Origin of the sequence: Mesorhizobium sp. BR1-1-15, from assembly GCF_020165475.1 — a bacterium.
Taxonomy (GTDB): Bacteria; Pseudomonadota; Alphaproteobacteria; order Rhizobiales; family Rhizobiaceae; genus Mesorhizobium.
Genome location: NZ_JAIUIF010000001.1, coordinates 389,009 through 413,019, shown reverse-complemented (window position 1 = coordinate 413,019; position 24,011 = coordinate 389,009). Strand labels below are relative to the sequence as shown.

Annotated in this window: 22 protein-coding genes; 7 read left to right on the top strand and 15 right to left on the bottom strand. The window is 63.7% G+C overall.

What is annotated here, in order from left to right; all coding sequences use genetic code 11:
* Positions 1 to 49: 49 nt before the first annotated feature.
* From LB541_RS02020 to LB541_RS01990, 7 genes are all read right to left on the bottom strand, one after another.
* Complete coding sequence (locus LB541_RS02020) at positions 50 to 1,714, bottom strand: ABC transporter substrate-binding protein (protein WP_140514726.1); 1,665 nt, start codon at positions 1,712 to 1,714, stop codon at positions 50 to 52.
* Positions 1,715 to 1,947: 233 nt separating this feature from the next.
* Positions 1,948 to 3,132 carry a mandelate racemase/muconate lactonizing enzyme family protein gene (locus LB541_RS02015; RefSeq protein WP_140559341.1) on the bottom strand — a complete coding sequence of 395 codons (1,185 nt, stop codon included), beginning with the start codon at positions 3,130 to 3,132 and terminating at the stop codon, positions 1,948 to 1,950.
* Positions 3,129 to 4,235 carry a mandelate racemase/muconate lactonizing enzyme family protein gene (locus LB541_RS02010; RefSeq protein WP_140497915.1) on the bottom strand — a complete coding sequence of 369 codons (1,107 nt, stop codon included), beginning with the start codon at positions 4,233 to 4,235 and terminating at the stop codon, positions 3,129 to 3,131. Before LB541_RS02010 ends, LB541_RS02015 begins: the two co-directional genes overlap by 4 nt.
* Before the next feature lie 29 nt (positions 4,236 to 4,264).
* Complete coding sequence (locus LB541_RS02005; RefSeq protein ID WP_140497917.1) at positions 4,265 to 4,957, bottom strand: GntR family transcriptional regulator; 693 nt, start codon at positions 4,955 to 4,957, stop codon at positions 4,265 to 4,267.
* A gap of 176 nt (positions 4,958 to 5,133) precedes the next feature.
* The gene (locus tag LB541_RS02000; protein ID WP_140629181.1) at positions 5,134 to 6,288 is read right to left on the bottom strand and encodes an efflux RND transporter periplasmic adaptor subunit; all 1,155 of its coding nucleotides are present in this window, start codon (positions 6,286 to 6,288) and stop codon (positions 5,134 to 5,136) included.
* Between the two features lie 15 nt (positions 6,289 to 6,303).
* Positions 6,304 to 9,480, bottom strand: coding sequence for an efflux RND transporter permease subunit (locus LB541_RS01995; protein WP_224617876.1), 3,177 nt, complete (start codon positions 9,478 to 9,480; stop codon positions 6,304 to 6,306).
* Positions 9,474 to 9,722: a hypothetical protein gene (locus tag LB541_RS01990; protein ID WP_140497921.1), complete on the bottom strand. Its 249-nt coding sequence runs from the start codon at positions 9,720 to 9,722 to the stop codon at positions 9,474 to 9,476. The genes LB541_RS01995 and LB541_RS01990 overlap by 7 nt, the downstream gene beginning before the upstream one ends.
* A gap of 246 nt (positions 9,723 to 9,968) precedes the next feature.
* Between LB541_RS01990 and LB541_RS01985 the strand changes: the two genes are divergently transcribed.
* On the top strand, positions 9,969 to 10,562 hold the full coding sequence (locus tag LB541_RS01985; RefSeq protein WP_140497923.1) for a TetR/AcrR family transcriptional regulator: 594 nt from the start codon (positions 9,969 to 9,971) through the stop codon (positions 10,560 to 10,562).
* 332 nt (positions 10,563 to 10,894) lie between these two features.
* Here the strand turns inward: LB541_RS01985 and LB541_RS01980 are convergent, their stop codons facing one another.
* From LB541_RS01980 to LB541_RS01960, 5 genes are all read right to left on the bottom strand, one after another.
* The gene (locus tag LB541_RS01980; protein ID WP_140671785.1) at positions 10,895 to 11,917 is read right to left on the bottom strand and encodes a LacI family DNA-binding transcriptional regulator; all 1,023 of its coding nucleotides are present in this window, start codon (positions 11,915 to 11,917) and stop codon (positions 10,895 to 10,897) included.
* Positions 11,918 to 12,034: 117 nt separating this feature from the next.
* Entirely contained in the window at positions 12,035 to 12,826 is a 792-nt protein-coding gene (locus LB541_RS01975) for an ATP-binding cassette domain-containing protein (RefSeq protein ID WP_140497927.1), read from the bottom strand.
* 3 nt (positions 12,827 to 12,829) lie between these two features.
* Positions 12,830 to 13,816 carry an ABC transporter permease gene (locus tag LB541_RS01970; RefSeq protein ID WP_140497929.1) on the bottom strand — a complete coding sequence of 329 codons (987 nt, stop codon included), beginning with the start codon at positions 13,814 to 13,816 and terminating at the stop codon, positions 12,830 to 12,832.
* A gap of 119 nt (positions 13,817 to 13,935) precedes the next feature.
* Positions 13,936 to 14,871: a substrate-binding domain-containing protein gene (locus LB541_RS01965; RefSeq protein ID WP_140497931.1), complete on the bottom strand. Its 936-nt coding sequence runs from the start codon at positions 14,869 to 14,871 to the stop codon at positions 13,936 to 13,938.
* A gap of 272 nt (positions 14,872 to 15,143) precedes the next feature.
* Positions 15,144 to 16,301 carry a fumarylacetoacetate hydrolase family protein gene (locus tag LB541_RS01960; protein ID WP_140671786.1) on the bottom strand — a complete coding sequence of 386 codons (1,158 nt, stop codon included), beginning with the start codon at positions 16,299 to 16,301 and terminating at the stop codon, positions 15,144 to 15,146.
* A gap of 274 nt (positions 16,302 to 16,575) precedes the next feature.
* Between LB541_RS01960 and LB541_RS01955 the strand changes: the two genes are divergently transcribed.
* The 3 genes from LB541_RS01955 to LB541_RS01945 all read left to right on the top strand — a co-directional run bounded on the left by LB541_RS01955 (position 16,576) and on the right by LB541_RS01945 (position 18,269).
* Positions 16,576 to 17,208 (top strand): 2'-5' RNA ligase family protein, encoded by a 633-nt coding sequence (locus LB541_RS01955; protein ID WP_140520841.1) that lies wholly within the window; start codon positions 16,576 to 16,578, stop codon positions 17,206 to 17,208.
* A 130-nt stretch (positions 17,209 to 17,338) separates the two neighbouring features.
* Positions 17,339 to 17,692: a nuclear transport factor 2 family protein gene (locus LB541_RS01950; protein ID WP_140497937.1), complete on the top strand. Its 354-nt coding sequence runs from the start codon at positions 17,339 to 17,341 to the stop codon at positions 17,690 to 17,692.
* Between the two features lie 223 nt (positions 17,693 to 17,915).
* Complete coding sequence (locus tag LB541_RS01945) at positions 17,916 to 18,269, top strand: ArsC family reductase (RefSeq protein WP_140623566.1); 354 nt, start codon at positions 17,916 to 17,918, stop codon at positions 18,267 to 18,269.
* Positions 18,270 to 18,455: 186 nt separating this feature from the next.
* Here the strand turns inward: LB541_RS01945 and LB541_RS01940 are convergent, their stop codons facing one another.
* From LB541_RS01940 to LB541_RS01930, 3 genes are read right to left on the bottom strand one after another with little or no spacing between them, the layout of a single operon-like run.
* On the bottom strand, positions 18,456 to 18,809 hold the full coding sequence (locus tag LB541_RS01940; protein WP_140629188.1) for a DUF488 domain-containing protein: 354 nt from the start codon (positions 18,807 to 18,809) through the stop codon (positions 18,456 to 18,458).
* A gap of 23 nt (positions 18,810 to 18,832) precedes the next feature.
* Entirely contained in the window at positions 18,833 to 20,089 is a 1,257-nt protein-coding gene (locus tag LB541_RS01935; RefSeq protein ID WP_140564288.1) for an aminopeptidase, read from the bottom strand.
* Positions 20,086 to 21,078 carry a LysR substrate-binding domain-containing protein gene (locus LB541_RS01930; protein ID WP_224617682.1) on the bottom strand — a complete coding sequence of 331 codons (993 nt, stop codon included), beginning with the start codon at positions 21,076 to 21,078 and terminating at the stop codon, positions 20,086 to 20,088. Before LB541_RS01930 ends, LB541_RS01935 begins: the two co-directional genes overlap by 4 nt.
* Positions 21,079 to 21,168: 90 nt before the next feature.
* On the opposite strand from LB541_RS01930, the gene LB541_RS01925 reads away from it, so the two are divergent.
* The 3 genes from LB541_RS01925 to sbmA all read left to right on the top strand — a co-directional run bounded on the left by LB541_RS01925 (position 21,169) and on the right by sbmA (position 23,981).
* The gene (locus LB541_RS01925; RefSeq protein WP_140497946.1) at positions 21,169 to 21,369 is read left to right on the top strand and encodes a hypothetical protein; all 201 of its coding nucleotides are present in this window, start codon (positions 21,169 to 21,171) and stop codon (positions 21,367 to 21,369) included.
* Positions 21,370 to 21,445: 76 nt separating this feature from the next.
* Complete coding sequence (locus LB541_RS01920) at positions 21,446 to 22,606, top strand: YbfB/YjiJ family MFS transporter (RefSeq protein WP_140559351.1); 1,161 nt, start codon at positions 21,446 to 21,448, stop codon at positions 22,604 to 22,606.
* Between the two features lie 115 nt (positions 22,607 to 22,721).
* The gene (gene sbmA / locus LB541_RS01915) at positions 22,722 to 23,981 is read left to right on the top strand and encodes a peptide antibiotic transporter SbmA (RefSeq protein WP_140497950.1); all 1,260 of its coding nucleotides are present in this window, start codon (positions 22,722 to 22,724) and stop codon (positions 23,979 to 23,981) included.
* The last annotated feature ends 30 nt before the right edge of the window (positions 23,982 to 24,011 follow it).

Sequence of the window (24,011 nt, the reverse complement as noted above, 5' to 3'; positions counted from 1 at the left end):
CAGCTCCCGTAAGGAAGCTGGCTGTTATAGGATTGGCTTTCCCTTCCGCTCAGGCCTTCGACGCCTTTTCGAGGAACAGCTGCGACATCGCGGTCGGCTGCACGCCGGCCACGCCCTTCGCCGTCGCCGTCAGATAGTCGTAGAAATAGCCGAAGATGACCGGCGTCTCCTCGAGCAGAAGTTTCTGGATCTTGCCTGCCGTCGCCTTCTGCGCTTCGAGATCGAGGGCCGCGATATAGCTGGTCGCCAGCGCGTCGTAGTCCTTGTTCTTGAAGTGCGCCGCGTTCCACGTGCCTTCGCTCTTCAGCGGGGCGGCAAGATAGACGTTCGGCACGCCGCGGTGGCCGTAGTCGGTGATGCCCATTTCCGAGTCCAGCCAGTTCGATTTGCCGAACACGGCGTCGCCGTAATAGGCGCTCTGGTCGAGGATGTTGAGCTCGAGCTCGATGCCGATTTCCTTGACCCAGTTCTGGATGAGTTGGGCGTATTCGGGGATTTCGAGATAGCGCTCGGTGGTCAGCGTCATCTTGAAGCCCTTGCCCGCGCCCGCCGCCTCCATGAGCTGCTTGGCCTGCGCGATGTCCTGCTTGCGCTGCGGCACGCTCGCATCGGTCGAGGGATAAACCGGGGCGAACGGGCTGTCGTTGCCAGCCACGGCGCGCCCCTTCATCAGGCCCGCGACCAGCTTGTCGCGGTCCAGGCTGAGCGCGATGGCGCGGCGCACGCGCGCATCCTTCATCGGCCCGTCGTCGCAGCGCAGGTGCAGTTGCTGGTGCGCCGACGATTTCAGGCTGATGATGTCGATGTTGGGATCGTTGAGCAGCGCCACGCCAGACAGGACAGGCATCTGGTTGATGATGTCGACCTGCCCGCCCTGCAGCGCCAGGATCATTGGCTGCATGTCGGCGAAGAAGGTGAATTCGGTGCGTTCCGGCAGCGCCTTCTCGCCCCAATAACCTTCGTTGCGGACGAAGGAAGCGCCGACCTTCGGCGTGTATTTGTCGATCTTGAACGGCCCGGTGCCGTCGAAGCTCTTTTCGTAGTCGCCCTTGTAGCTCGCCGGCACGATGACGGCGTTGTAATTATCGGAGGACACCATGTAGGGAAAGTTGCCGTTCGGGGCGTCGAGGTGGAATTCCACCGTGTAGTCGTCGACCTTCTTGCTGGCGCCCTTCGACAGGATGCCGGTGAACACCGACAGTGCGTTGGACGAGTTGGCCGGGTCGGCGATCCGGTCGATGCTGGCCACCACGTCGTCGGCCTTCATCTCGCCGCCGCTATGGAACTTCACGCCCTTGCGCAGCTTGAAAGTCCACACCGAGCCGTTGTCGTTCGGCTTCCAGCTTTCAGCCAGCGCCGGCTTGAGCACGAGATCGGGGCCGTCGACGCAGAGGAACTCCGCGACTTGCTGCATGATCAGCAGGCCGCCGGCATCGGCGATGGTGACAGGATCGATCGTCGCCGCCGGCACGCTGCTTGCGACGCGGATTGTGGCGCCTGGCGCGCCTTGCGCCCGGACGAGCGACGGCATGGCGCCGAGGCCCGCGGCCGTGGTGATGCCGCCCAGCAGCGGCAGCGACAGGCCGAGCAGGCTGCCATGGCGGATGAAGTCGCGGCGGCTGACACGGCCGTCGACGAGACCGTCGATGAGGTGATTTTCGAGCGGCGAGCGGTTGCGCCGGATGAGGTCGAGAATGCGATAATTCTTGCTCATGGGTTTGACCCTTTCCCCTGTTTCTTATGGTTGACGAAAATTCGCGACTACACCGTTTCCGGTCGCCAGAGGCCTGTAGACCGGGACTGTAGCACGCGGTTTTGTCCGGTCCATCCAGTCCTTGGCGTGGACGTGCCGGTTTCTGGGCTGCACTGCTTCCTCTGGTCCGTGGCCACCCTTTCCGATCGGGATCGCGGTGGCTGGCTTCTTCTGTTTTGGCCGGCCGCCCTCATCTAGTTCAGCGGCAAACGACGGTAAGTTCCGGGCTTTGCCCGATCATGATATTTGTTGCAGGGCCCGTTCTCGACGAAATCGCGATGGCAGGCAGCGAGCCGTTCTCGCGACAATGTGATGCCGAGACCGGGCTCCTCCGGCACAGGCACGACATTGTTCCTCGGGCAAAACGGTCCTTCCTCGGTGATGTCGGTCGGTTGCATGCGAAACAGCGACTGGTTCGGTTCCCGTATCCAGCCGAGTGCCGCGCACAGATGCAGGTAAGCGGCGCTGCCGATGCCGCTGTCGCCGCTGTAGCACCAGAAATCGATGCCGGCGTGCTCGCAGGCGCCGACGAAGCGCAGCATGCGGCCGATGCCGCCATGCGCGGTTGGATTGCCGACGAAGGCGTCGGGCACCTTGAGGTCCATGGCGCGGGCGATGTCGATGTTGTGGGTCGAGAACGGGATCGAGCAATGGCGCCTGAGTTCGCGCATTTCCTCGATCGTCGCCACTGGATCCTCCCAATTGCGCACGCTAAGCTCTTCCAGCGGCCGTGCCAGTCGCCGGGCGGTGCTGAGCGAATAGGCCTGGTTGGAATCGATGCGGATCATCGCATCGTCGCCGAGCTTCCTGCGGATCAATTCGATCATCTTCAGCGAGATTTTTGGATCCTGCGTCGAGAACTTCCCTTCGAAGAAGGTCGTTCCGTGGGTCTCATGAAGCTCGACGCAGTAGTCGGCGACTTCCTCCGGCGTCGTCTCGCCTTTCACCCTTGGCCCGTCGCCGCGCAGCGAAAAGTAATCGGTGAACGGGATCTCCTTGCGCACGGCGCCGCCGAGCAGTTGGTAGAGCGGCTGGTTCCACACCTTGCCGCGCAGGTCCCAGAGCGCCATCTCGATCGCGCCGAAGGCCATGATGCGGGTGCGGTCGTTGATCGACTGCACGCCGGTCCAGTAGGGGAGGCAGACATGCTCGGCGCCCGCGATGTCGAAGGCGTCGCGGCCCACGAGCCGCGGTGCCAGGATGTCGTTGATGATCGCGGCTGCTGCCGGCGTCGGTGCTTCGCCGAGGCCGATCAGGCCATCTTCGGTCTCCACTTCGACAATGGTCGGCGAGAAGCCGTCGAGTTCACCGAACACCCAGGCATAAGGCGCCTCGAGCCTGAGGTTGATCGGCGTCGCCTTGATGCCGCGGATTTTCACCGGCCGACCTCGAAGAAGGGCTTGCCGAGAAGATCCGGGACGACGTCGATGCCGAGGCCCGGACCATCCGGAACGCCCATGCGGCTGCCGGTGACCGGCGGCTTGTTCGACGCCGTGCGCACCGTCACCCATTCGTGGAACGCGATGGCGTGCAGGCGGCGCTCCTGCGGCGTCGACAGCGACAGATGCGCCATGGCTGCCGTGTCGATCTCGGCGCCGCCGGTATCCTCGACGGTGATCATGAAGCCGAGGTCGACGGCGACATCGCGGATCAGCCGGGTCCTGCCGACGCCGCCGAGCCGCGAGATCTTCAGCGTCAGCCCGTCGGCCGCGCCTCGGCGATGGATTTCCAGCATGTCCTCGAGCGAGGTGACGGATTCGTCGAGCACCATCGGCTTGTCGAGCATGCGGCGCACCGACATGTTTTCCTCGATCGTCGTGCAGGGTTGCTCGAATGTGTAATCGATCGAGCGCGTCGCATCGGCGAACTGGCGCGCCTGGTAGGGCGTCCAGCCGGCATTGGCGTCGCAGAAGATGACAGTGTCTTTCGGCACTGAGGCGGCGACCGCCGTGACGCGTTCGATGTCGTCGCGGACGTTGCCGCCGACCTTGACCTGCAGCCGGTGGAAGCCGTCCTGGACGATGCGCTGCGCAAGGGCGGCCATGGCATCGACGCTGCCATGGGTGACGACCTTGTAAAGCTCGGCCGTATCGCTCTCCTTGCCGCCCAGCATCGTCACCAGCGGCACGTCGGCGGCGCGCGCGGCGAGATCCCAGCAGGCCATGTCGAGCGCCGACTTGATGTAGGGATGCCCTTTGAACACGATGTCCATCAGCCGGCCGATGCCGGCGAGGCCGCGCGGGTCGTGGCCGATGAGGTGCGTGGCGATCTCCATAACGCCGGCACGGGCGCCCGCCGGGAAGGCGGCCGAATAGAAATTGCCGAGCGGCGCCATCTCGCCCCAGCCGGTGATGCCATCGTTCGAGGTGATGGCGACGATCACCGCGTCGAAGGCGTCGGCGACGCGCCCCTTCGACATGCGATAGGGGCCGTCCACGAAGGGCTGCGCGACATGGTAGGCTTTGATGGTTGCGATCTGCACGTTGATGTCCGTTGTCCGCTGGGGAAGGATCAGGCGCCTTTCGACGGGCGCCGTTCGAGAGCGCGCGCGTAGGCAAGAAGCTCTTCGAAGTCGTGGTCTATATGCTCGCGGGCGTGGCGCTGGGCAGCGCGCATGTCGTCGCCTTTGAGCAGCCGCACGTAAGTCTCGTGAACGTTCTCGGCAGGCACCGCTTCGTTGCGTGCCTGCTGGTGCAGGGCAAAATACATCTGCAACCGGCTGGTCAGCCGTTGCCATGTTTCCAAAAGAACGGAATTGTCGGCCCATTCGTGAATCAGGCCATGCAGTTGCAGCGCGGTTTCGATCTGCCTTGTGGTGTCGCGGTCGCGCGTCGCCTGCTTCACCGCCTCATGGCGCCGGTCGAGCTCATCGAAAAAGCGCCGGTCGCGCAGCTCCCATGTCCGCTCGATGGCGAATTCGTCGAGCACCTTGTTGAGCGAGTAGACATCGTCGATGTCCTTGGCGGTGACATTGATGACGAAGGTGCCGGCATAGGGGATGCTGGTCAGGATGCCTTCCTGCACCAGCTCGCGCATCGCTTCGCGCAAAGGCGCGCGGCTGACGCGCATCTGCTCGGAAATCCGCAGCTCGTTGAGCTTCTGGCCCGGCTCCAACTGGCCGGTCAGGATTGCCCGTCGCAGCAGCGCCACGATCTCCGCGCGTCGGGTCGTATCCGCGATTGGACTGAAATCCGCCTTTGCCATCCCGGCCACTCCCGACGAAACAAGGGCAAGACAAGCAGATTGTCGACAATCTAACAAGGACTTTTGCGGCTTTTTTCACATGGCCGGTACTGGTCGGGCGGAGCTGCTCGCAAAAGCGGCGCCCGCGACCTGTGGGAAGGCCGGGGCGCCGCGCTGAAACCGGGCCTGCGGGGGAGTCAGGTGGCCGGTTTCTGTGGCAGTGGCGAAATCGGCATTCCAGGGCCGATCTTCTGCAGATTGCCTGTTATCACCTGGTCGCCTTCCGTGACTCCGCTCAGGATGGCCACCAGGTCGCCGCTGGTCGGCCCGGTCGAGACCAGCCGCTGGTCGACCGTGTTGCCCTTGCCGACGACGTAGAGATATTTGCCGAGCTGGCTCGAACCCAGTGCCACCTGCGGCACCATAAGCGCATCGGGCTGCTGTTTGACGTGCAGCCGGACGCGGACATATTGGCCAGGCAGCAGCGCGAACTTGGCGTTGCCGATGGTGGCGCGCGCGGTGATGGTGCCGGTCGAATGGTCGATCGTGTTGTCGATGAAGGTGAGTTCACCCTTCTGATGGGCTTCGGTCTCGCCCGGGAGCAGCACCTCGACCTCGATCGGGCCGGCGGCACGAGCTTCCTCGATCTGCGCCAGATCGCTCTCGCTCGGATTGAAGGTTACATAGATCGGGTCGAGCTGCACCAGCGTGTTGAGCACCGTGCCGGCGACGCTGACCAGCGTGCCGATCGAGGCCTGGTTACGGCCGATGCGGCCGGCGAAGGGAGCACGGATCTCCGAGTAACTCAGATTGAGCTCGGCCGTGCGGACCGCCGCCTGGTTGAGCGCCAGCGACGCCTGCGCCTCGCGCAAGGTGCTGGTGCGCTGGTCGAAGCTGTCCTTGGCCAGATAGCCGCTCTTGGCGAGCTCGGTGCCGCGGCCGAGATTGGAGCGGGCATAGTCGAGCGTCGCTGTATCACGCTGCACCTGCGCCTTCGCCTGGTCGAGCGCCGCCTGGAAGTCCTGCGGCGCGATCCTGTAGAGGAGGTCGCCCTTCTTGACGTCGGCGCCGTCTTCGGCGGCCTGCTCTTCCAGGTAGCCCGGCACTCTGGCCTGCAGCGTGACGCTGCGGATCGGTTCGGTGCGGGCGGCATAGTCGAGATAGATCGGGATCGTTTTCTTCACCACGCTGGTCACCGGCACCGGCATGACGAATGCCGCGGGAGCGGGCGTTGCCGCTCCGGCCGTGCCGGCATTGAGGCTGAGGCTGCCCATATCGAGCAGGTGAACGCTCGCCACCGAGATTGCGCCCAGCGCGACAGCGGCGCCCAAAGCGATTTTCCATTTACGCATGTTCAGTCTCCAATCTTATTCGGCCGCTTGCGCCATGGGCGGCAAGGCGGGTTCGGCAGTTGGTTCGGAATGCAGGGAAGCGGGCTCGTCGCCGCCGCGCCGTTCGCGCAGCTGTTCGATGACCGCATAGAAGACCGGCACGAACGCCAGCGACAGGATGGTCGCCGCCACCATGCCGCCGAAGACGGTGGTGCCGATCGATTGACGGCTGGCAGCACCGGCGCCGGTCGCGAACATCAGCGGCAGCACGCCCAGGATGAAGGCGAAGGCCGTCATCAGGATCGGCCGCAGCCTCAGCCGTGCCGCTTCCATCGCCGCTTCGACGATGCTGAGGCCTTCTTCGCGCCGTCGCCGGGCGAACTCGACGATCAGGATGGCGTTCTTCGCCGCCAGGCCGATCAGCATGACGAAGCCGATCTGCGAGTAGACGTCGATCTGCATGCCGCGCACCCACAGCACCACGAACGCGCCGAACAAGGCGAGCGGCACTGCCAGCAGCACCATGAACGGCATCGCCCAGCTCTCATATTGAGCCGCCAGGATCAGGAAGACGAAGACGATGGCGAGGCCGAAGACGACCGACGCGATCGATCCCGCCTTGAGCTCCTGGAAGGTGATGCCGGTCCATTCGAAGCCGAAATCCCTTGGCAGAGCCGTGGCGGCGGCCCGTTCCATGGCGGCGACCGCCTGGCCGGACGAATAGCCGGGCGCGGCGCCGCCATTGATCGAGGCCGAGGCGTTGTTGTTGTAGTGCGGCACCGTTTCCGGGCCGACGAACGGTACCAGCTTGCCCAGCGTGCTGAGTGGCACCATGCCGCCGGAGGCATTGCGCACATAGAGCCGCGAAATGTCGGCCGCACCCGCGCGTGCATCCTTGTCGGCCTGGATGGTCACCCGGAAGGTGCGGCCGAACAGGTTGAAGTCGTTGACGTAGAGCGAGCCGAGATAGATCTGCAGCGTGTTGAAGACGTCAGGCAGGTTGAGCCCGAGCAGCTTCGCCTTGGCGCGGTCGAGGTCGTAGTTGAACTGCGGCGTCGAGGTCGAGAATGGCGAGAAAAGCTGCTGGGGGTTGATTTCCGGCTGCTTGCGCGCCTCGGCGATCACGGCTTGCGTCGCGTCGTTGAGCGCGGTGCTGCCGCGGCCGGTAAGGTCCTCGACGACGAATTCGAAGCCGCCCGTGGTGCCGATACCCGGGATCGAGGGCGGATCGAAGGAGAGCGCGAACGCCTCCGGGATCTGCATCAGCTTGCCGCGCACGTCGGCGACGAGCTTGGAGGCGCTCTGGTCGGGACCGCGCTCCTCCCACGGCTTGAGGATGGCGAATTCGACCGCGGAATTCGACTGCGCCGCGCTGGTCAGGAAGTTCAGGCCGCTGATCGAGCCGACGATGTCGACGCCGGGCGTCGCCTGCAGGATGTCGCGCGCCTTCTGCGCCACAGCGTCGGTCCGTTCCAGCGAAGCGCCGTCGGGCAATTGGATGACGACGAAGAAATAGCCCTGGTCCTCGACCGGAAGGAAGGTCGAGGGAAGCTTTGCCCAGACGAAATAGGTGGCGACCAGCCCGGCTGCGAACAGGCCGAGCATGATCCAGCGCAAACGGATGAGGATGCGCACGCCATTGGCATAGGCATGCGACAGCCTGTCAAAGCCCGTATTGAACCAGCGGAACAGCACGAACTGCGTGCCTTGGCGATGGCGCAGGAAGGCGGCGCTCAGCGCCGGGCTCAGCGTCAGCGAATTGAAGGCGGAAATGCCGACCGAGATCGCCACCGTCAGCGCGAACTGGTTGTAGAGCCGTCCCGAAACGCCGGGGATGAAGGCGACCGGCACGAAGACGGCCATCAGCACGGCTGTGGTGGCGATGATCGGACCGGTGACCTCGGCCATGGCGGCCTTGGTAGCCGCCAACGGTTTCAGCCCGGCCTCGAGCTGTCGTTCGACATTCTCGACCACCACGATGGCGTCGTCGACGACAAGGCCGATCGCCAGCACCATGCCGAGCAGGGAGAGCATGTTGAGCGAGAAGCCCATCATCTCCATGACGACGAGCGTCGCTACCAGCGACACCGGGATGGCGATCGTCGGAATGATTGTGGTGCGCCAGCTTTGCAGGAAGATGAAAACCACGGCGACGACGAGGACCAGAGCCTCGCCGAGCGTGATCAGCACGTCATGCATGGAGGCCGAGACGAAGCGCGTCGTGTCGTAGTGCATGGCATAGCTGACGCCCTTGGGGAAGCGGGCGGACAGCTCCTGCATCTTGTCCTTGACGCGCTGTTGCAAATCGAGCGCGTTGGAGCCGGGCATCTGGTAGACGGCGAGCACCACGGTCGGGTCCTTGCCGAAAAAGGCCGACGACGAATATTGCAGGGCGCCGAGTTCGATGCGGGCGACGTCGCGCAGCCGCACCAGCGAACCGGTGGTGGTGTTGGCGCGCACGACGATGTCGCCGAACTCCTTGGGATCGCTCAACCGGCCGACGGCATTGACCTGCATCTCGAAAGCGGTGCCGGCAGGCGCCGGAGACTGGCCGATCTTGCCGGCGGCCACCTGGACGTTCTGCTCGGCAATGGCGTTCTGGACGTCGACAGCGGTGATGCCGAGATTGGCGAGCTTGTCCGGATCGAGCCAGACGCGCATCGAATAGCGCCGCTCGCCGAATATCTGCACGTCACCGACACCGGGCAGCCGCTTCAGCGGGTCGACCACTTGCAGATAGGCAAGGTTCGACAGCGCCACCGGATCGACGGAGCCGTCGGGCGAGGTGAGATTGACGATGAGGACAAAGTTCGGATTCTGCTTCTTGATCGTCACGCCGCCCTGATTGACGATCGCCGGCAGCGACGAGGCAGCCTGCGAGACGCGGTTCTGGACGTCGACGGCGGCGGTGCTCAGGGAATAGCCGACATCGAAGGTGATGGTGATCGTCGAGGAACCGTCATTGGAGCTGGTCGACGACATGTAGGTCATGCCTTGCACGCCGTTGATCTGCTGCTCCAGCGGCGTCGTCACAGTGTCGGCGACCACCTGCGCGCTGGCTCCCGGATAGTGGGCGCTGACCACGACCTGCGGCGGTGTGATGTCGGGAAACTGCGAGACGGACAGCAGGAAATAACAAATCGTCCCGGCGAGCACCATGATGATGGCGATCGCCGAGGCGAAGATCGGGCGGTGAATGAAGAAGTTTACCACGACACGCACGCCTCTCCGGCTGCTCTTGCCCTGCCGAACGCAGTGGCAACCCTGGACAGCCTCTGGCCGCGTCCGAACTCTTCCGACGAACGGAGCAACGGCACCTCGCCGCGCTGCGAACCGGCAAGCGTGCGCAGCATTGTTTCGAAAGCGCGCGGATCGACCCCGTCGGCTTTCATGACCAGCCGGATCATCGGATCCCGGACGGCTTCATCTATGGTAAGATCGCGGCGCTGTGGCATTGGCCGGCTCCTTGTCTGTCGATTCGCAGCCCATGCTCGCGAACCGTTTTTCATCTCTTCACCGGCCGGAGCCGCATGAAATGCAATTTTTCGCCCGCCCCGATCTGGCCGGACCAGATCACGGTCTTGTTATTGACGGCGGACGCCATAGGTGTTACCAGTAAGTAACATTCTGGAAGTTACAGACCGGTAACACCCTAGTCAAGAGGTGGCCGAGGGATTTTTGGAAACGAAAGGAGATCAATGATGACAGACGGCGTCGTGGAGCGTCCTCGTCCCCGGGATCGGATCCTGGAGACGGCGCGCGACATGTTCCACAAGCACGGCATCAAGGGCGTCGGCGTCGACGCCATCACCGAGGCTGCCGGCACGAACAAGATGACGCTCTACCGTCATTTCGAATCCAAGGACGATCTGATCATCGAATGCCTGCGCGCCACCGCATCAAAGGCCGGCGCGATGTGGGACGCATTCGAAGCCGAGCACCCGGGCGACAAGCTCGCGCAACTGCATGCCTGGGTTCGCAAGGCGGCCGAGATGCTTACGGCCGATTGCCGGGGCTGCGACATGGCCAACGCCGCGGTTGAGCTGACTGAACCCGACCATCCGGCCAGGCGCGTGATCAAGGAACTCAAGGAAGCCCAGCGCGAGCGCCTGGTGGCGCTCTGCCGGGGCGCCGGCATCGGCCAGGCCGAACTTCTGGCCGATACGCTTTCGCTGCTGTGCGAAGGCGCGCGCGTGAGCGTGCAGACCGTTGGCACCGAAGGTCCCAGCGCGCAATTGGTGCGCATGGCGGAAGGGTTGATCCAGTCCTTCAGGGGCGGAGCCGCCGCGGGCTGATCCATCGGCAAGGCTCATTGGCGCCGGACAGCGCGTGCGCTTCCGGTTTGCCGTGGCTTTGATGTTGCGTGGATTCCCTGCCGTTCCCGGAAATGTCCGGCATGCAATAAAAAAGCCCGCTGCCGGGAGGAGGTGGCAGCGGGCTCGATTTCGAATGTGGTGCGGGAGGAGGTGCACCCCACTCAGCGTCGGCATCGCATCTGGGAGGAGTAGATGGCCGACAACCAGAAGCTATGGGTTGCCCAATGATTCGGCAATCGTGAATCGTGCATAGCAGCTGTGCAGATTCGCCGTATCGCTCGCGACGTGACCGGAAGACCTCGCGGGCCGCGTCACTGCACCGGGACGTTTTCCCGGAAGATCAGCCGCGGCTCGATGAATTTCCGCGTCAGGTAGGGCGCCGATGATGCGATCGAGCCAAGCAGGCGGATGACCGATTGCTCGGCGATCAGCCTGGCATTCTGGTCGATGACGACGTCGGCTAGATCGTCGACGAGATAGCCGCGCGTTTCCCTCGTCAGGTCGTGACAGATGAATACCGGTTTGCGGTTGGGCCTGGCCTCCCGGATGGCCTTGGCAACGCCGGAGCGTCCGGCTCCAATGCAATAGATGCCGAGCAGTTCCGGCTCGTTGCGCAGCGCCTTCATGGTTTCGGCATAGCTGGCATCGGTCTCGTCGTTGATCTCGACGGCGCTGCTGACGCTCAGGTTGGGGAACTCCTCGCCGAGCACGGAGCGGAAACCCATCTCACGTTCCTCATGGCCGCGATAGGAGCGCGAGCCGACCACCATCGCCAACTGGCCCTCGCGGTCGCCGAGGAAGCGCCCCATCAGGAGTGCGGCGGTCCGTCCCGCCACCCGGTTGTCTATGCCGACATAGGCCGAGCGTGGTGCGGCCGGAATATCGGACACCAGCGTCACCAGGCGAATGCCGGCCTCGACGATGTCGCGCAGGATGTTGCGCGTCCTGGGATGATCGACGGCGATGACGCCGACGCCGTTGGCTTTCAGCGACAGGTTTTCGACGGCGGTCTGCAAAGCGTTCGGCGAGATTCCGGCGAGGTTGTGGATCCGGCACGAGGCAACGAGCGGCAGGCGCGAGGTATAATCCTCGATATGCCTGGCCAAATCCTGCATGAAGGCGTTGCTGCCGATCGGCAGGAAGAATTCCAGATTGGCCGGCCGCGAGGGGAGCGTTACCTGATCGGCGACCGGCAGATAGCCGAGCTGCTTGGCGGCCTCCATGACGCGCTGCCGGTTGGCCGCGCTGACCCCCTTCCGGTTGTTGAGCACCCTGTCGACCGTCGCCGTCGACAGTTCGCAGTTCCTGGCGATGTCAGAGACGGTGGCTTTCATGCCGCAACCCTATTGCCGATGCGATGGCACGCCAGACGGGCGATTTGAGCGGCGCCGATCGCGCCCATCGCCCGGATGCCCATTCTGCTGTTTCGCCAGGGATGTTGCGCTCGTCCCTCAATGCGACCCCTTGCCATCGGCGATGGCGTCGCGGATCTCCTTGTCCGACATGCCGGTGATGACGCGTTCAACCTCCGCCACGCTGGTCGTCTTGGGGTCGATGTCCCCGGCCACCACCTTGCCGCGCCGCATGACGACGATGCGGTCCACCACCTGGAAGACATGGTGGATGTTGTGCGCGATGAAGATGCAGGAATGGCCGGAATCGCGCGCGCTGCGCACGAAGCTCAGCACGCCCTGGGTTTCGGCGACGCCAAGATTGTTGGTCGGTTCGTCGAGGATGATGAGATCGCTGTCGAAATGCATGGCGCGCGCGATCGCCACCGCCTGGCGCTCGCCGCCGGAGAGCGAGCCGATCGGCGTGGTCGGCGGAATGTTCTTGGAAATGCCGACCTGCTTGAGCAGGTCGCGGGCGACCGTGTTCATCGCCTCCTGGTCCATGCGGTTGAGGAAGCGCGGCGGCTTGATCGGCTCGCGCCCGAGGAACAAATTGCGGGCGATCGACAGTTGGGTGACCAGCGCCGAATCCTGGTAGATGGTCTCTATGCCGTTGGCGATGGCGTCGCTGGTGTTGCGCAGGTTCACCTTCTTGCCGCGGATGAAGATGTCGCCGCTGGTCAGCGGCACCGCGCCCGACAGCACTTTGATCAGCGTCGACTTGCCGGCGCCATTGTCGCCGAGCAGGCCGACGATCTCGCGCTCGTTGACATGGAAATTGGCGTCCACCAGCGCCTGCACGCGCCCGTAGGACTTGCGGATGTTCTGCATGCGGATCAGTGGCTCGGCCATGGTTCACGTCCCTGCCTGATGCCGGCGTTCCAGCCATGAATGAAGCGCCATCATGCCAAGGATGATCGCGCCGATGAAGATGTTGTAGGCAAGGCCGGGCACGCCGATCAGCACGATGCCGTTGCGCATGACGCGCAGGATCAGGATGCCGAGCACGGTGCCGATGATGGTGCCGCGCCCGCCCGTCAGCGCCGTGCCGCCGATCACCACCATGGCGATGACCTCGAGTTCGTAGCCGGTGCCGCTGTTGGGGTTGGCCGCCGAGGTGCGCAGCGAGGAGATGACGCCTGCAAGCGAGGCCATGACCGAGGACAGCACGAACAGGCCGATCTTGACGCGGCTGACATTGACGCCGCGCGCCCTCGCAGCGTTCGGGTTGCCGCCGGCGGCCTGGATCCAGTTGCCGGTGCGGCTTTGCGTCAGCACATAGCCCAGCGCGATGGCCGCGGCGATGAACCAGAACAGCGACATGTAGATGCGGAACGGGCCGATGAAGAAATCGCCGACCAGCGCCTCCGCCAGCCAACTGCCCTCGGCGCTCCAGGTGCGCTGCGGAAAGCCGTCGGTGACGAACAGCGCGGTGCCGCGCACCACCAGGAGCATGCCGAGCGTGACCAGAAAGGACGGGATCTTGAGCTGCGTGACGAACCAGCCATTGACCAGGCCGATGAAGGCGGCGACCAGCAGCGCGAGGACGAAGCCCATCTCCAGCGAGGTGAGGCCGCTGTTGAACAGCGTCCACATCAGGACCGGCGAGAAGCCGAACAGCGAGCCGACGGAAAGGTCGAATTCGCCCGACGTCATCAGCAACGTCATCGCCAGCGCGATCAGCCCGAGCTCGACCGTGAAGGCCAACGTGTTGGAGATGTTCTGGGGTGACAGGAAGTCGTGGTTGAAACCCCAGAAGACGGCGATCTCGACGACGAGCAGCACGAAGGGGCCGAATTCCGGCCGCGCGATCAGGCCTTGGACAAGCGAACGATTTTCCACGTGTAACCCGCGACTGGTTGGAATGGGCCGGACCATCGGGCCGCATCAAACGGCTCGATACCAGGCGAAAGGGCGGGACGCCGCACGCCCGGTGGACGCGCGGCGCTGGAGATCAGGGGCTATTTGCCGGACAGGATTTTGTCGTAGATCTCGGCGGTATCTTTCTCATAGAGCGCGCCGGTGATGACGTTGAAGCCCGGGGGAATGCCGCTGGCGGCCATGTTGGCGAGCGACAGCGCGACATAACTGGTCGCCTGCGGATCCTGCCACTGGCCGGCATTGACGTAGCCGTTCAGCACTTCCTGGGTGGTGTCGAGCGAGTTGCCCCAGCCGACGACGGGGATTTCGCCGGGCTTGACGCCGACTTGGTCGAACACGCGTTTGATCGAGCCGGTGACGAGGTCGCCAAGGCCGATGATCGCCTTCACCTTGGCCTTGTTGGCGGTGAGATAGTCGACCATGCGGTTGATCACCTCGGCCTGGTCGAGCGTCGCCTCGGTCACCTCATAGGTGATGCCGAGCGGCTCGAACACGCTCTTGATGCCTTCCTCTTCCTGCACGCCATAGGTGGCGCCGGGAATCTCGACAGGCATCCAGACGAAGTCGCCCTTCTTCACCAGGCCCTTGTCGACCAGATACTGCGCCCAGTGCTTGCCGAAGGTGACATTATCGCCGCCGACATAGGCGTTGAAATTGGCCTTGGGATCGGGCGTGTTGAAATTGATGATCGGAATGTTGGCCGCGCGGGCTTCCTTGACGATCTCGACAAGGCTGCCCGGATCGGGGCTGGTGGTGGTGATGCCGTCGGCCTTGGCCGAGATCGCGGCCCGCACCGCCTCCTGCTGCGAGGCGACGTCGCCATTGTGGAACGAGGTGTTGACGGTATTGCCGGTGTCCTTGGCCCATTGCTTGGCGCCGGCAAGGAAGTATGTCCAGACCGGATCGGCCGGGCCGCCATGTGAAATCCAGTAGAACGTCTTGGCCTGCGCCGCCGCCGGAATGACCGTCAGCGCGACCAGCAGGCCGTATAGAACCACTCTTAGCCGTGTCAGCATTTGATTTCCTCCCGTTTGAAACTGATCAGTTCGAAACCGCCCTCTTGATCGGGCAAGACCGCGTCCTCCCCGCCAACGTCGTGTTGGATGATCAGAGCATCCTCTTTTTCGACAAATGGCAAGCCTCCGCCCGTCAGTCGTAGTCGGCGCCTGACGGGGCGCCATCAGCGGTCCCATCAGATTGCATCAGTTCGGATGATTTTCCGCGGCAGGTGATACCGGCCTCGAGGGTCGCCGGAGCGATGATTGACCGCCCTCGGGTGAACCCAGAGCTAGAGGAGGCCGGCCCTGGCAAGATCGCGCATCAGATGGCTGGCGCCGTAGGTCCAGTGCGGGCAGTCCGGCGACAGTCGCACCCGGTTGACCAGCGCGCCGAATTTCTCCGACGAGATGGTGACGATGTCGCCGACCTTATGGGTGAAACCCTTGCCCTTCTCGCCGCGGTCCTTCGAAGGCACGAACATGGTGCCGAGATAGAGCGCCAGGCCGTCCGGGTACTGGTGATGCGCGCCCATGGCAGCCGCTACGAGCTCTTCGGGAGAGCGGCTGATCTCGGCCATCGAGCTCGCGCCCTCCAGCGAGAACCCGTCCTCACCTTCCACTTTCAGCCGGACCACGGCCCGCTTTACGTCGTCGATGGAGAACGTGCCGTCGAACAGGCGGATGAAGGGGCCGAGCGAGGCGGAGGCGTTGTTGTCCTTGGCCTTGCCGAGCAGCAGCGCGGAGCGCCCTTCGACATCGCGCAGATTTACGTCGTTGCCGATGGTGGCGCCGACGATCCTGCCGCTTGAGGCGGCGATCACGGCGATCTCCGGTTCCGGATTGTTCCAGGTCGAGACGGGATGCAGGCCGACATCGGCGCCGAAACCGACCGAGGCCATCGGCTGGCATTTGGTGAAGATCTCGGCATCGGGGCCGATGCCCACTTCCAGATATTGCGACCAGGCGCCGCGTGCGATGAGCTTGGCCTTGATCTCCATCGCTTCCGGCGAACCGGGCTTGAGCTTGGACAGATCGTGGCCGATCAGCCCGGCAATGTCGGCGCGGATGGCGTCGGCCTTTTCCGCCGAACCGCGCGCCTGTTCCTCGATGACGCGTTCCAAAAGGCTGACGACGAAGGTGACGCCCGAGGCCTTGATCGCCTGCAGGTCGACGGGGGAGATGAGATAGGGCCTTGCCGGATCACGCGCGGCCTCGAAACTGTTGGCCGCGATATCATCGAGCGAGCCGATCGGCTTGCCCTTGGCCGAGCGCACATAACCGGCCGGATCGGCCATCTCGCAGATATCGCGCACGGTCGGCGCCGTGCTCGACGTGATGTCGAAGACGGTGCCATCACGCACCGTGACCACCAGGGGATGCGAGGCGTCGCTGCTTCTGGCGCGCCCGACAAAAAGGCCTTCGGCGGGCAGATGCATCGGGTTTGTCATGCGTGCGGTCCTCTGATCATCAAAAATGCGGCTTGCTGGTTCGGCGCGGCACTTTCACCGGATTCCTGTCAAAGGTCTATCCCGTTTGTGGTGAGCCAGGCGCCATGTCTGCCGGCGTCGTCGGTGATTGGCGTACCGCAAGGAAGCACTCCTTCAGGGGTTGGATGCGTGCGGCGGTGCGGGAGCCCCAACGCCTGCATCATTTTTCGGCTTGCGCTTGTTCTCGTTTTGTTCTAATATGCTCGCCCTGAGTCAATTGGCGGACGAGATCAGTATGAGTGGGCAACCCGCATTCGGAACCGCGAAGAACGGCCAGGCCTTTTTCCGATGGGAACAGGCCGGGAAGCATTTCCACCGGCTGTTCTTTGCCATCCTCGTCGGCAGCGCGATTGCTGGTCGTCTCGCGCGAAAGGCCATTGCCTTGAACCGTGAGTTCGGATTGCAAGGCTGGCTGGTTCCGGAAAATCACATCCACATCTCGCTTGTCGGCCTCGGCGACCATGAGGAGTATCCGCAAGAGCTGGCAGAGGCCGCCTGTCATATCGGATCGATGATCGTTGCGAAGCCCTTCGAGGTATCGTTCGATCGCCTGTCGGCTTTTGGCGGTGGTGCACTGGTCCTGCGCGGCAGCGATGGCAATCCGCCGCTGCAGAAATTCTGGCGTGATCTGACGGCGGTGATCTCGGACAGCCCGCTAAACCCCTTTCTCACCAGGTCCATCGAACCGCATGTTACATTGCTTCGTGATGAAGTGGGCGTTCCCAGCATTCGCGAGCGGTCGATCGATCCGATCGGCTGGACTGTCCGGGATTTTGTGCTGATCCACAGTCTCATTGGGAAGGGCGCCTACAAGCAGCCCGGACGTTGGCGGCTGACCGGCCAGGACGATGCACTGCCCGCCATGTGAGAGCCTGCATCGTCCTCGCATAGTCCGCGCGGTCCATCATCCTGACATGGCATGTCAGCTACCAGACGGCACGACGATGGCAGGCCGCCAACCTTTCCCTATTTGCAATGCGTCTGAACAGGAGGAACACATGACCAACACGGAAATTGCCAAGGATTTCACGGAGCTTCTCAAGCGCGGTGACTACGAAAGTGCTGCCGAGAAATACAATGCCGACGACATCGTCAGCTATGAGGCCATGGAGGGGCCGATGGCCGTCTGCCGCGGCAAGGACGCCGTCAAGCAGAAAGGCCAGTGGTGGCAGGAAAACAACGAAGTCCATGGCGGCTCGGTCGAGGGCCCTTATGTCAACGGCGACCAGTTCGCCGTGCGCTTTACATTTGACATAACGCCCAAGGCCACGGGCCAGCGTGTCACCATGGACGAGGTTGGCCTGTACACGGTCAAGAACGGCAAGATTGCCGAAGAGCGCTTCTATTATTGAGACGGGTTTCCGGCTGTCGGCACATTTCGCCGCATCCTGAGCGGCCAGGATCAGGATCATGTCCTGGCCGCTATACGACCTGATGCACATCGTCGTCACGGATCGGCGACCGCGCGCCCGCCATTGAAGAAACTTACTCTTCGATGGTTCTGCCGGGCCGCTGGCAAAGCGCGCCGGGGCTGCTTAATCTGCGGCCAGATTCGAAGTCCGGAAGGCACCTGTTTTGACGATCACCATGTACGGCATCACCACCTGCGACACGATCAGGAAGGCCCGCGTCTGGCTGGAGGGCCACGACGTGCCGTACCGGTTCCACGACTATCGGGCCGAAGGCATCGAGGCGGGCAGGCTGGATGGCTGGGTCCGCAAGCTCGGCTGGGAAAAGCTGCTCAATAAGGGCAGCACCACGTTCCGCGAGTTGCCGGACAAGGATAAGCAGGGCCTGGATGAAAAGAAGGCCAAGGCACTGATGCTGGCCAAGCCGACGATGATCAAACGGCCTGTGCTCGAGGTTGGCGACCGCATCCTGGTCGGGTTCAAGCCGGATGTTTATGAGGCGGCGGTGGTCGGGAAGTAGGGCGCGGTACACTCTCAGTTCGTCATCCTAGGGCGGAGCAAGGAGCGAAGCGACGCGGCGCAGACCCTAGGATCCATGCCGTGACTTTTGGGCGTCGCAGCCGTGCAGATTCTGCTCCGTTGCATTTCCGGACGGACGTCACGGCATGGATCCTCGGGTCAAGCCCGAGGATGACGAAGGGACAGGTCACTGTCCTCTCAGATACCCCGCCAGTACCACGGCATTGTTGTGCGCCTCGTCATGGGCGCCGTAGAGCAGCGTCACCTTGCCGTCGCGGAGCAGGGCGCGCAGTTGCGCCACGGCCTCGCCATTGCCTTCCAGTTCGGCACGATACCGCTTCTGGAACTCGGCCCATCGTTCGGGCTCGTGCCCGAACCACTTGCGCAAGTCGGTACTCGGCGCGATGTCCTTCAGCCATAGCGCCAGCGCGGCATGCTCCTTGCTGACGCCACGTGGCCAGACACGATCGACCAGGACCCGCTGCCCGTCATCGAGCGAGGGTGGTTCATACACCCGTTTGACCGCGATCTCGAAGGCCATCCGCTCTCCTTCGTGCGCTCCCGTCAGGCCCACTCGCCCTTGCGCATGACCGGCACGCGGCTGCCGTCCTTGCCGACGCCGTCGATGTCGATCTTGTCCGAGCCGATCATCCAGTCGATGTGGATGAAGCTCTTGTTGCCGCCGCGCTCCGCGATCTCGGCCTGGCTGAGCGAGGCGCCGTCGACGAAGCACTTCGAATAGCACTGGCCGAGCGCGATGTGGCAGGCGGCGTTTTCGTCGAACAGCGTGTTGAAGAACAACAGGCCGCTCGCCGAGATCGGCGAGGAATGCGGCACCAGCGCCACTTCGCCAAGCCGGCGTGCGCCCTCGTCGGTGTCCAGCACTTTCTTCAGCACGTCCTCGCCCTTCGAAGCCTTCGCCTCGACGATCCTGCCGCCCTCGAAACGCACCGAGATCTCGTCGATCAGCGTGCCCTGGTAGGAGAGCGGCTTGGTCGATGAAACATGGCCTTCCACCCGCCGTGCATGCGGCGTGGTGAAGACCTCCTCGGTCGGGATGTTGGGATTGCAAGTGACGCCGTTCTTGGCGGTGGAGGCGCCGCCCATCCATTCATGGCCGTCGGCCAGCCCGACCGTCAGGTCGGTGCCCGGCCCGGTGAAATGAAGCGCATGGAAAGCATGGCCGTTGAGCCATTCGGTGCGGCTGCGAAGGGCGGCATTGTGCGCCTTCCAGTTGCCGATCGGATCTTCCACGTCCACCCGCGAGGCGGCAAAGATGGCGTCGGCGAGCTTGGCCACCGCAACGTCGTCGGCATCATCGGGGAAGACCTGCTTGGCCCAGGCGAGATCGGGATAGGCGACGATGTTCCAGTTGATGTCGAAGCCGGTGATCTTTTCCAGCGCCGGCTGGTAGGCCATCGAATTGGCCTTGTTGGCGCGCGCCACGTTCGCCGGGTCCTGCGCCGACAGGAGCGAGGGATCTTCGCCGCGCACGGCAAGTCGCGCCGCATTGTTGGAGAAGGCTTTGGCCATGCCTTCATAGAGCCAGCCGGCGGCGCGGTCGAAGCCGGCGTCGGCGCCATAGCGAAAGCGCGCCAGCGTGATCTCGTCATCGTTGAAGATCGGCGTCACCAGCCCCGCGCCGGCCTTGTAGGCATGCTCGACGATGCGCCGGGTCAGCGGCAGCGCGGCGATGGAGGAGGTCAGCACCAGGTCCTGCCCGGGCTGCAATTGCAGCCCCACCTTGATGGCGACTTCCGCCAGCCTGTCGAGCTTCACCGGGTCGATCGTTGCGGAAACGCCGCGCGAATGTGTGGTCATGATCCTGCCTGCCGTAGTTTGATGTCGGACTCTACATAGACCGGCGCCACGGTGCTTTCCACCGTGATCGCATCGGTCGTGCCCGTCTTCGCGGAGCCGAACCGCGCCATCGTCGCCTCGATCTCTTCCCTGATCCAGAGCTTGAAATCCCGGACCTTGCGGCTTTCGGCCTTGGCGGCGGAGGTCACCAGCCAATAGCCAAGCCCGCTCTGGGCGCGGATCCCGAACGGCGCGACGAGCCGCCCGTCCGCCAGCGCGTCGGCGGCGAGCAACTGCCAGCCCAGCATCACGCCATGGCCGGCAATCGCCGATTCCAGGCAAAGCATCGGATCGGTGAAGCGCGCGCCCTTCAGGAAGGTGACGGGTTCGACACCGGCTGCGGCGAACCAGCTTTCCCAGTTGATCATCGCCCGTTCGTCGGTGATCGCGCAGGTCTGGGCAAGGTCTTCGATCGCTTTCAGTTTCTTCGCTATCGAGGGCGCGCAGACCGGGAACACCTCTTGTGCCAAAAGCAACTCCGCCTTGCCGCCCGGCCATGTGCCGTCGCCAAGCCGGATGGCGATATCGATATCGGAATGGTCGAGGTCGGCCAGCCGCACCGAGGCGTCGATGCGCAACAGCACGTTGGGATGCCGGGTGAAGTGATGCGACAGCCGCGGCAGCAGCCATTTCGAGGCGAATGCCGGCGCCACGGAAACCACCAGCGTGCATTGGCGCGCCTCGTCGGCCAGCGCCACGGCCTGGGTGAGCTCGCGGAAACCCGCGCCGAGGCGCATCGCGAACATGGCGCCGAATTCCGTCAGGACCAGCCCCTTGGCCGTTCGCTCGAACACGGCCTGGCCGAGCTGCTGTTCCGCGCGCTTTATCTGCTGGCTGACGGCGCTGGCCGAAACGTTGAGTTCGCCGGCGGCCGCGGCGAGCGAACCGAGGCGGGCAACGGTCTCCACGGCGCGAAGGCCGTTGAGGTGGACGCGGTTGAGCATGGCCATTGAGTTTTTCTAAACCAGCGGGGCTGAAATCTCAATTGAAAGTGATGCCGAAAAAGCAGACTTTCACGGGACAGGCCTGCGGAGGCTGACATGTTGAGGCTGTTATCGTCGCTCAAGATAGTATTCCCTGTGCACGAGCCGCCATACGGTGGCGAAGCGGTCGCCTGGCTGGCCGATCCGCTTGCGCATCCCGTGCTCGACGCCATGTCGGAGCGTGAGCTCGGCGACATACCGTTCCGGCTGACGGCGCGACGCACCGCCCACGAGACGGCGCAAGCGGGCTGCCGCTGATTGGTGCTGACGGTCCGGCGCCTGGCCCAACGCAAGCACGTTGTGTCGCCGGTCTTCGCACTTATTGTGCACCGCGATGACATCCGCCACCTCAACAGCGCTGCGGTTCGCTTTCGCCGGCATGATCGCCATGGCTGTCGCCATGGGCATTGGTCGTTTCGTCTATACGCCGATCCTGCCCGGCATGATGGAAGAACTCCATCTGTCGGCGGCCGATGCGGGCTGGATCGCGTCGGCCAATTATCTCGGCTACCTCGCCGGCGCCTTTGCCGCGGCGGGCGGCTGGGCGCATGGGCGCGAGCGCCTGCTGATGCTGGCCGGCCTCGGCGCCAGCGCCTTGCTTGCCGCGCTGATGGGGCTGTCGGATACGATCGCCGCGTTTCTCGTCATCCGCTTTCTTGCAGGCCTGGCCAGCGCCTTTGTCATGGTGTTCCTGGCCAGCATTGTTTTCAGCCATCTTGCCGCGGCCGGCCGCAGCGATCTGCAGGCGTGGCATTTCGGCGGCGTCGGCCTCGGCATCGCCCTGTCCTCGGTGCTGATGGCGGCCCTGGTCAGCGAACATGCCGGCTGGGCGGCGGGCTGGCTGTGGTCGGCGGCGATCTCGGCTTGTGGCTTCGTCGTCGTGGCGCTGTTGGTGGACAGCGGTCCGCTGGCCAGCGGCGATACCGGCCGCGAGCCGGCGCTGCCAAAAGACCGCTCGCTGACCAAGGTGATCGTCGCTTACGGCTTGTTCGGCTTCGGCTACGTGGTAACGGCGACCTTCCTTGTCGCCATTGTCCGGCAAGGCGGCGGCGGACGCGTGTTCGAGGCGGTGGTCTGGATGGTCACCGGTCTTGCCGGCTTTCCCTCGGTCTGGCTCTGGCAGAAGATATCGGCACGGATCGGCCTTTACGCGACCTATGCGCTGGGATGTTTCGTCGAGGTCGTCGGCATTGTCGCAAGCGTCGCGGTGGGCGGGCGCACCGGGCCGCTGCTCGGCGGGCTGCTCGTTGGCGGCACGTTCATTGCCATCACCGCGATCGGCCTGCAGACCGCGCGGCAACTGGCGCCACAAGCTCCCCGGCGGACCTTCGCCTTGATGACGGCTTCGTTCGGTCTTGGCCAGATCATCGGCCCGATTGCCGCCGGGCTCCTGGCGCAGGCGTCGGGCGATTTCTTCCTTGCCTCGATCGCCGCCGCGGCCGTTCTGGTCGCCTCCGGCGTCATCACATGGTCGGCCGCGCCAAAATCGCCATGATTGTGGGTTTGCTCGGTGCCGGGCATCGGGCATGGGCATTTTCTTTCCCCCTAATGTGTGACTTTATGCCTGCTGAACCCAGCTGATTTGCGCAAAAATCGAGGAATTCGCCACAGTGTTCGTATCCTTCTTCCCGCAGCCGAAGCTGTTTTTCTCTTCGGCCGCCGTCTGGAGCCTTGCGGCAATCCTGTTCTGGTTTTTCGGGGGTGAGCAACTGGGCGCCGTCTTCGGCCTGCCGCCGGCAGCAGCCGGTGCACCGCCCATTATCGGCATCGCCGTCCTCGTCTCGAAGCCGTTTCTCTGGTTCTACATCTACTTCGCGTTCTGCGTGGTCGCTTTCTATGCGTTCTGGAGCTGGTATTCGCCGCATCCGTGGCAACGCTGGTCGATCCTGATGACGGCGGTCATCCTGTTCTTCATCTATTTCAATGTGCAGGTCAGCGTCGCCGTCAACGCCTGGTACGGGCCCTTCTTCGACTATGTGCAGGGGCTGATGTCGGGCACCGGAAAATCGACCAACGCCGAATTCTACATTGGGCTGGCCGATTTCTCGTGGCTTGCGCTGGTCGGCATGAACGTGCAGGTGGTCAACGCCTTCATCGTCAGCCATTGGATCTTCCGCTGGCGCACGGCGATGAACAACTACTTCGTCGAGAACTGGGGCAGGCTGCGCCACATCGAAGGCGCCTCGCAACGTATCCAGGAGGACACGATGCGGTTTTCCCAGATCATGGAAGATCTGGGTTCCAGCTTCGTCCAGTCGATCATGACGCTGATCGCCTTCCTGCCGGTCATGATCCAGTTGCAGGCCCATATAACCGAGTTGCCGATCATCGGCGCGATCCCCCAGCCATTGGTGGTCGCGGCACTGGCCTGGTGTCTGTTCGGAACGATTTCGGTCATGATTGCCGGCATGAAGCTTCCAGGGCTGCAGTTCCGCAACCAGCGCGTGGAGGCGGCCTACCGCAAGGAGCTCGTTTACGGCGAGGATCATGCCGACCGGGCCCAGCCCGCCACCACCGCCGCGCTGTTCGCCAATGTTCGCCACAATTATTTCCGGCTGTATTTCCACTACATCTATTTCAATGTCGTCCGGTACACCTACCTGCAGGCCGACAATATTTTCTCGCTGCTGATCCTCGGGCCGTCGCTGGTCGCCCACAAGATTACGTTCGGCGCGCTGAACCAGATTTCGAATGCATTCGGCAAGGTGACAGGTTCCTTGCAGTTCCTGCTCACCTCCTGGTCGACCATCGTCGAACTGCAATCGGTGCATAAGCGCCTGCGCGCCTTCGAGGCGACGCTGCAGGGCGAGCCGCTGCCGGAAATCGACCAGCGCTATCTGGCGCGGCAAGGCGCCGAGGATCCCGCTTAAGTCAGGAAAGACCTGGGTGCGAACGGGGTC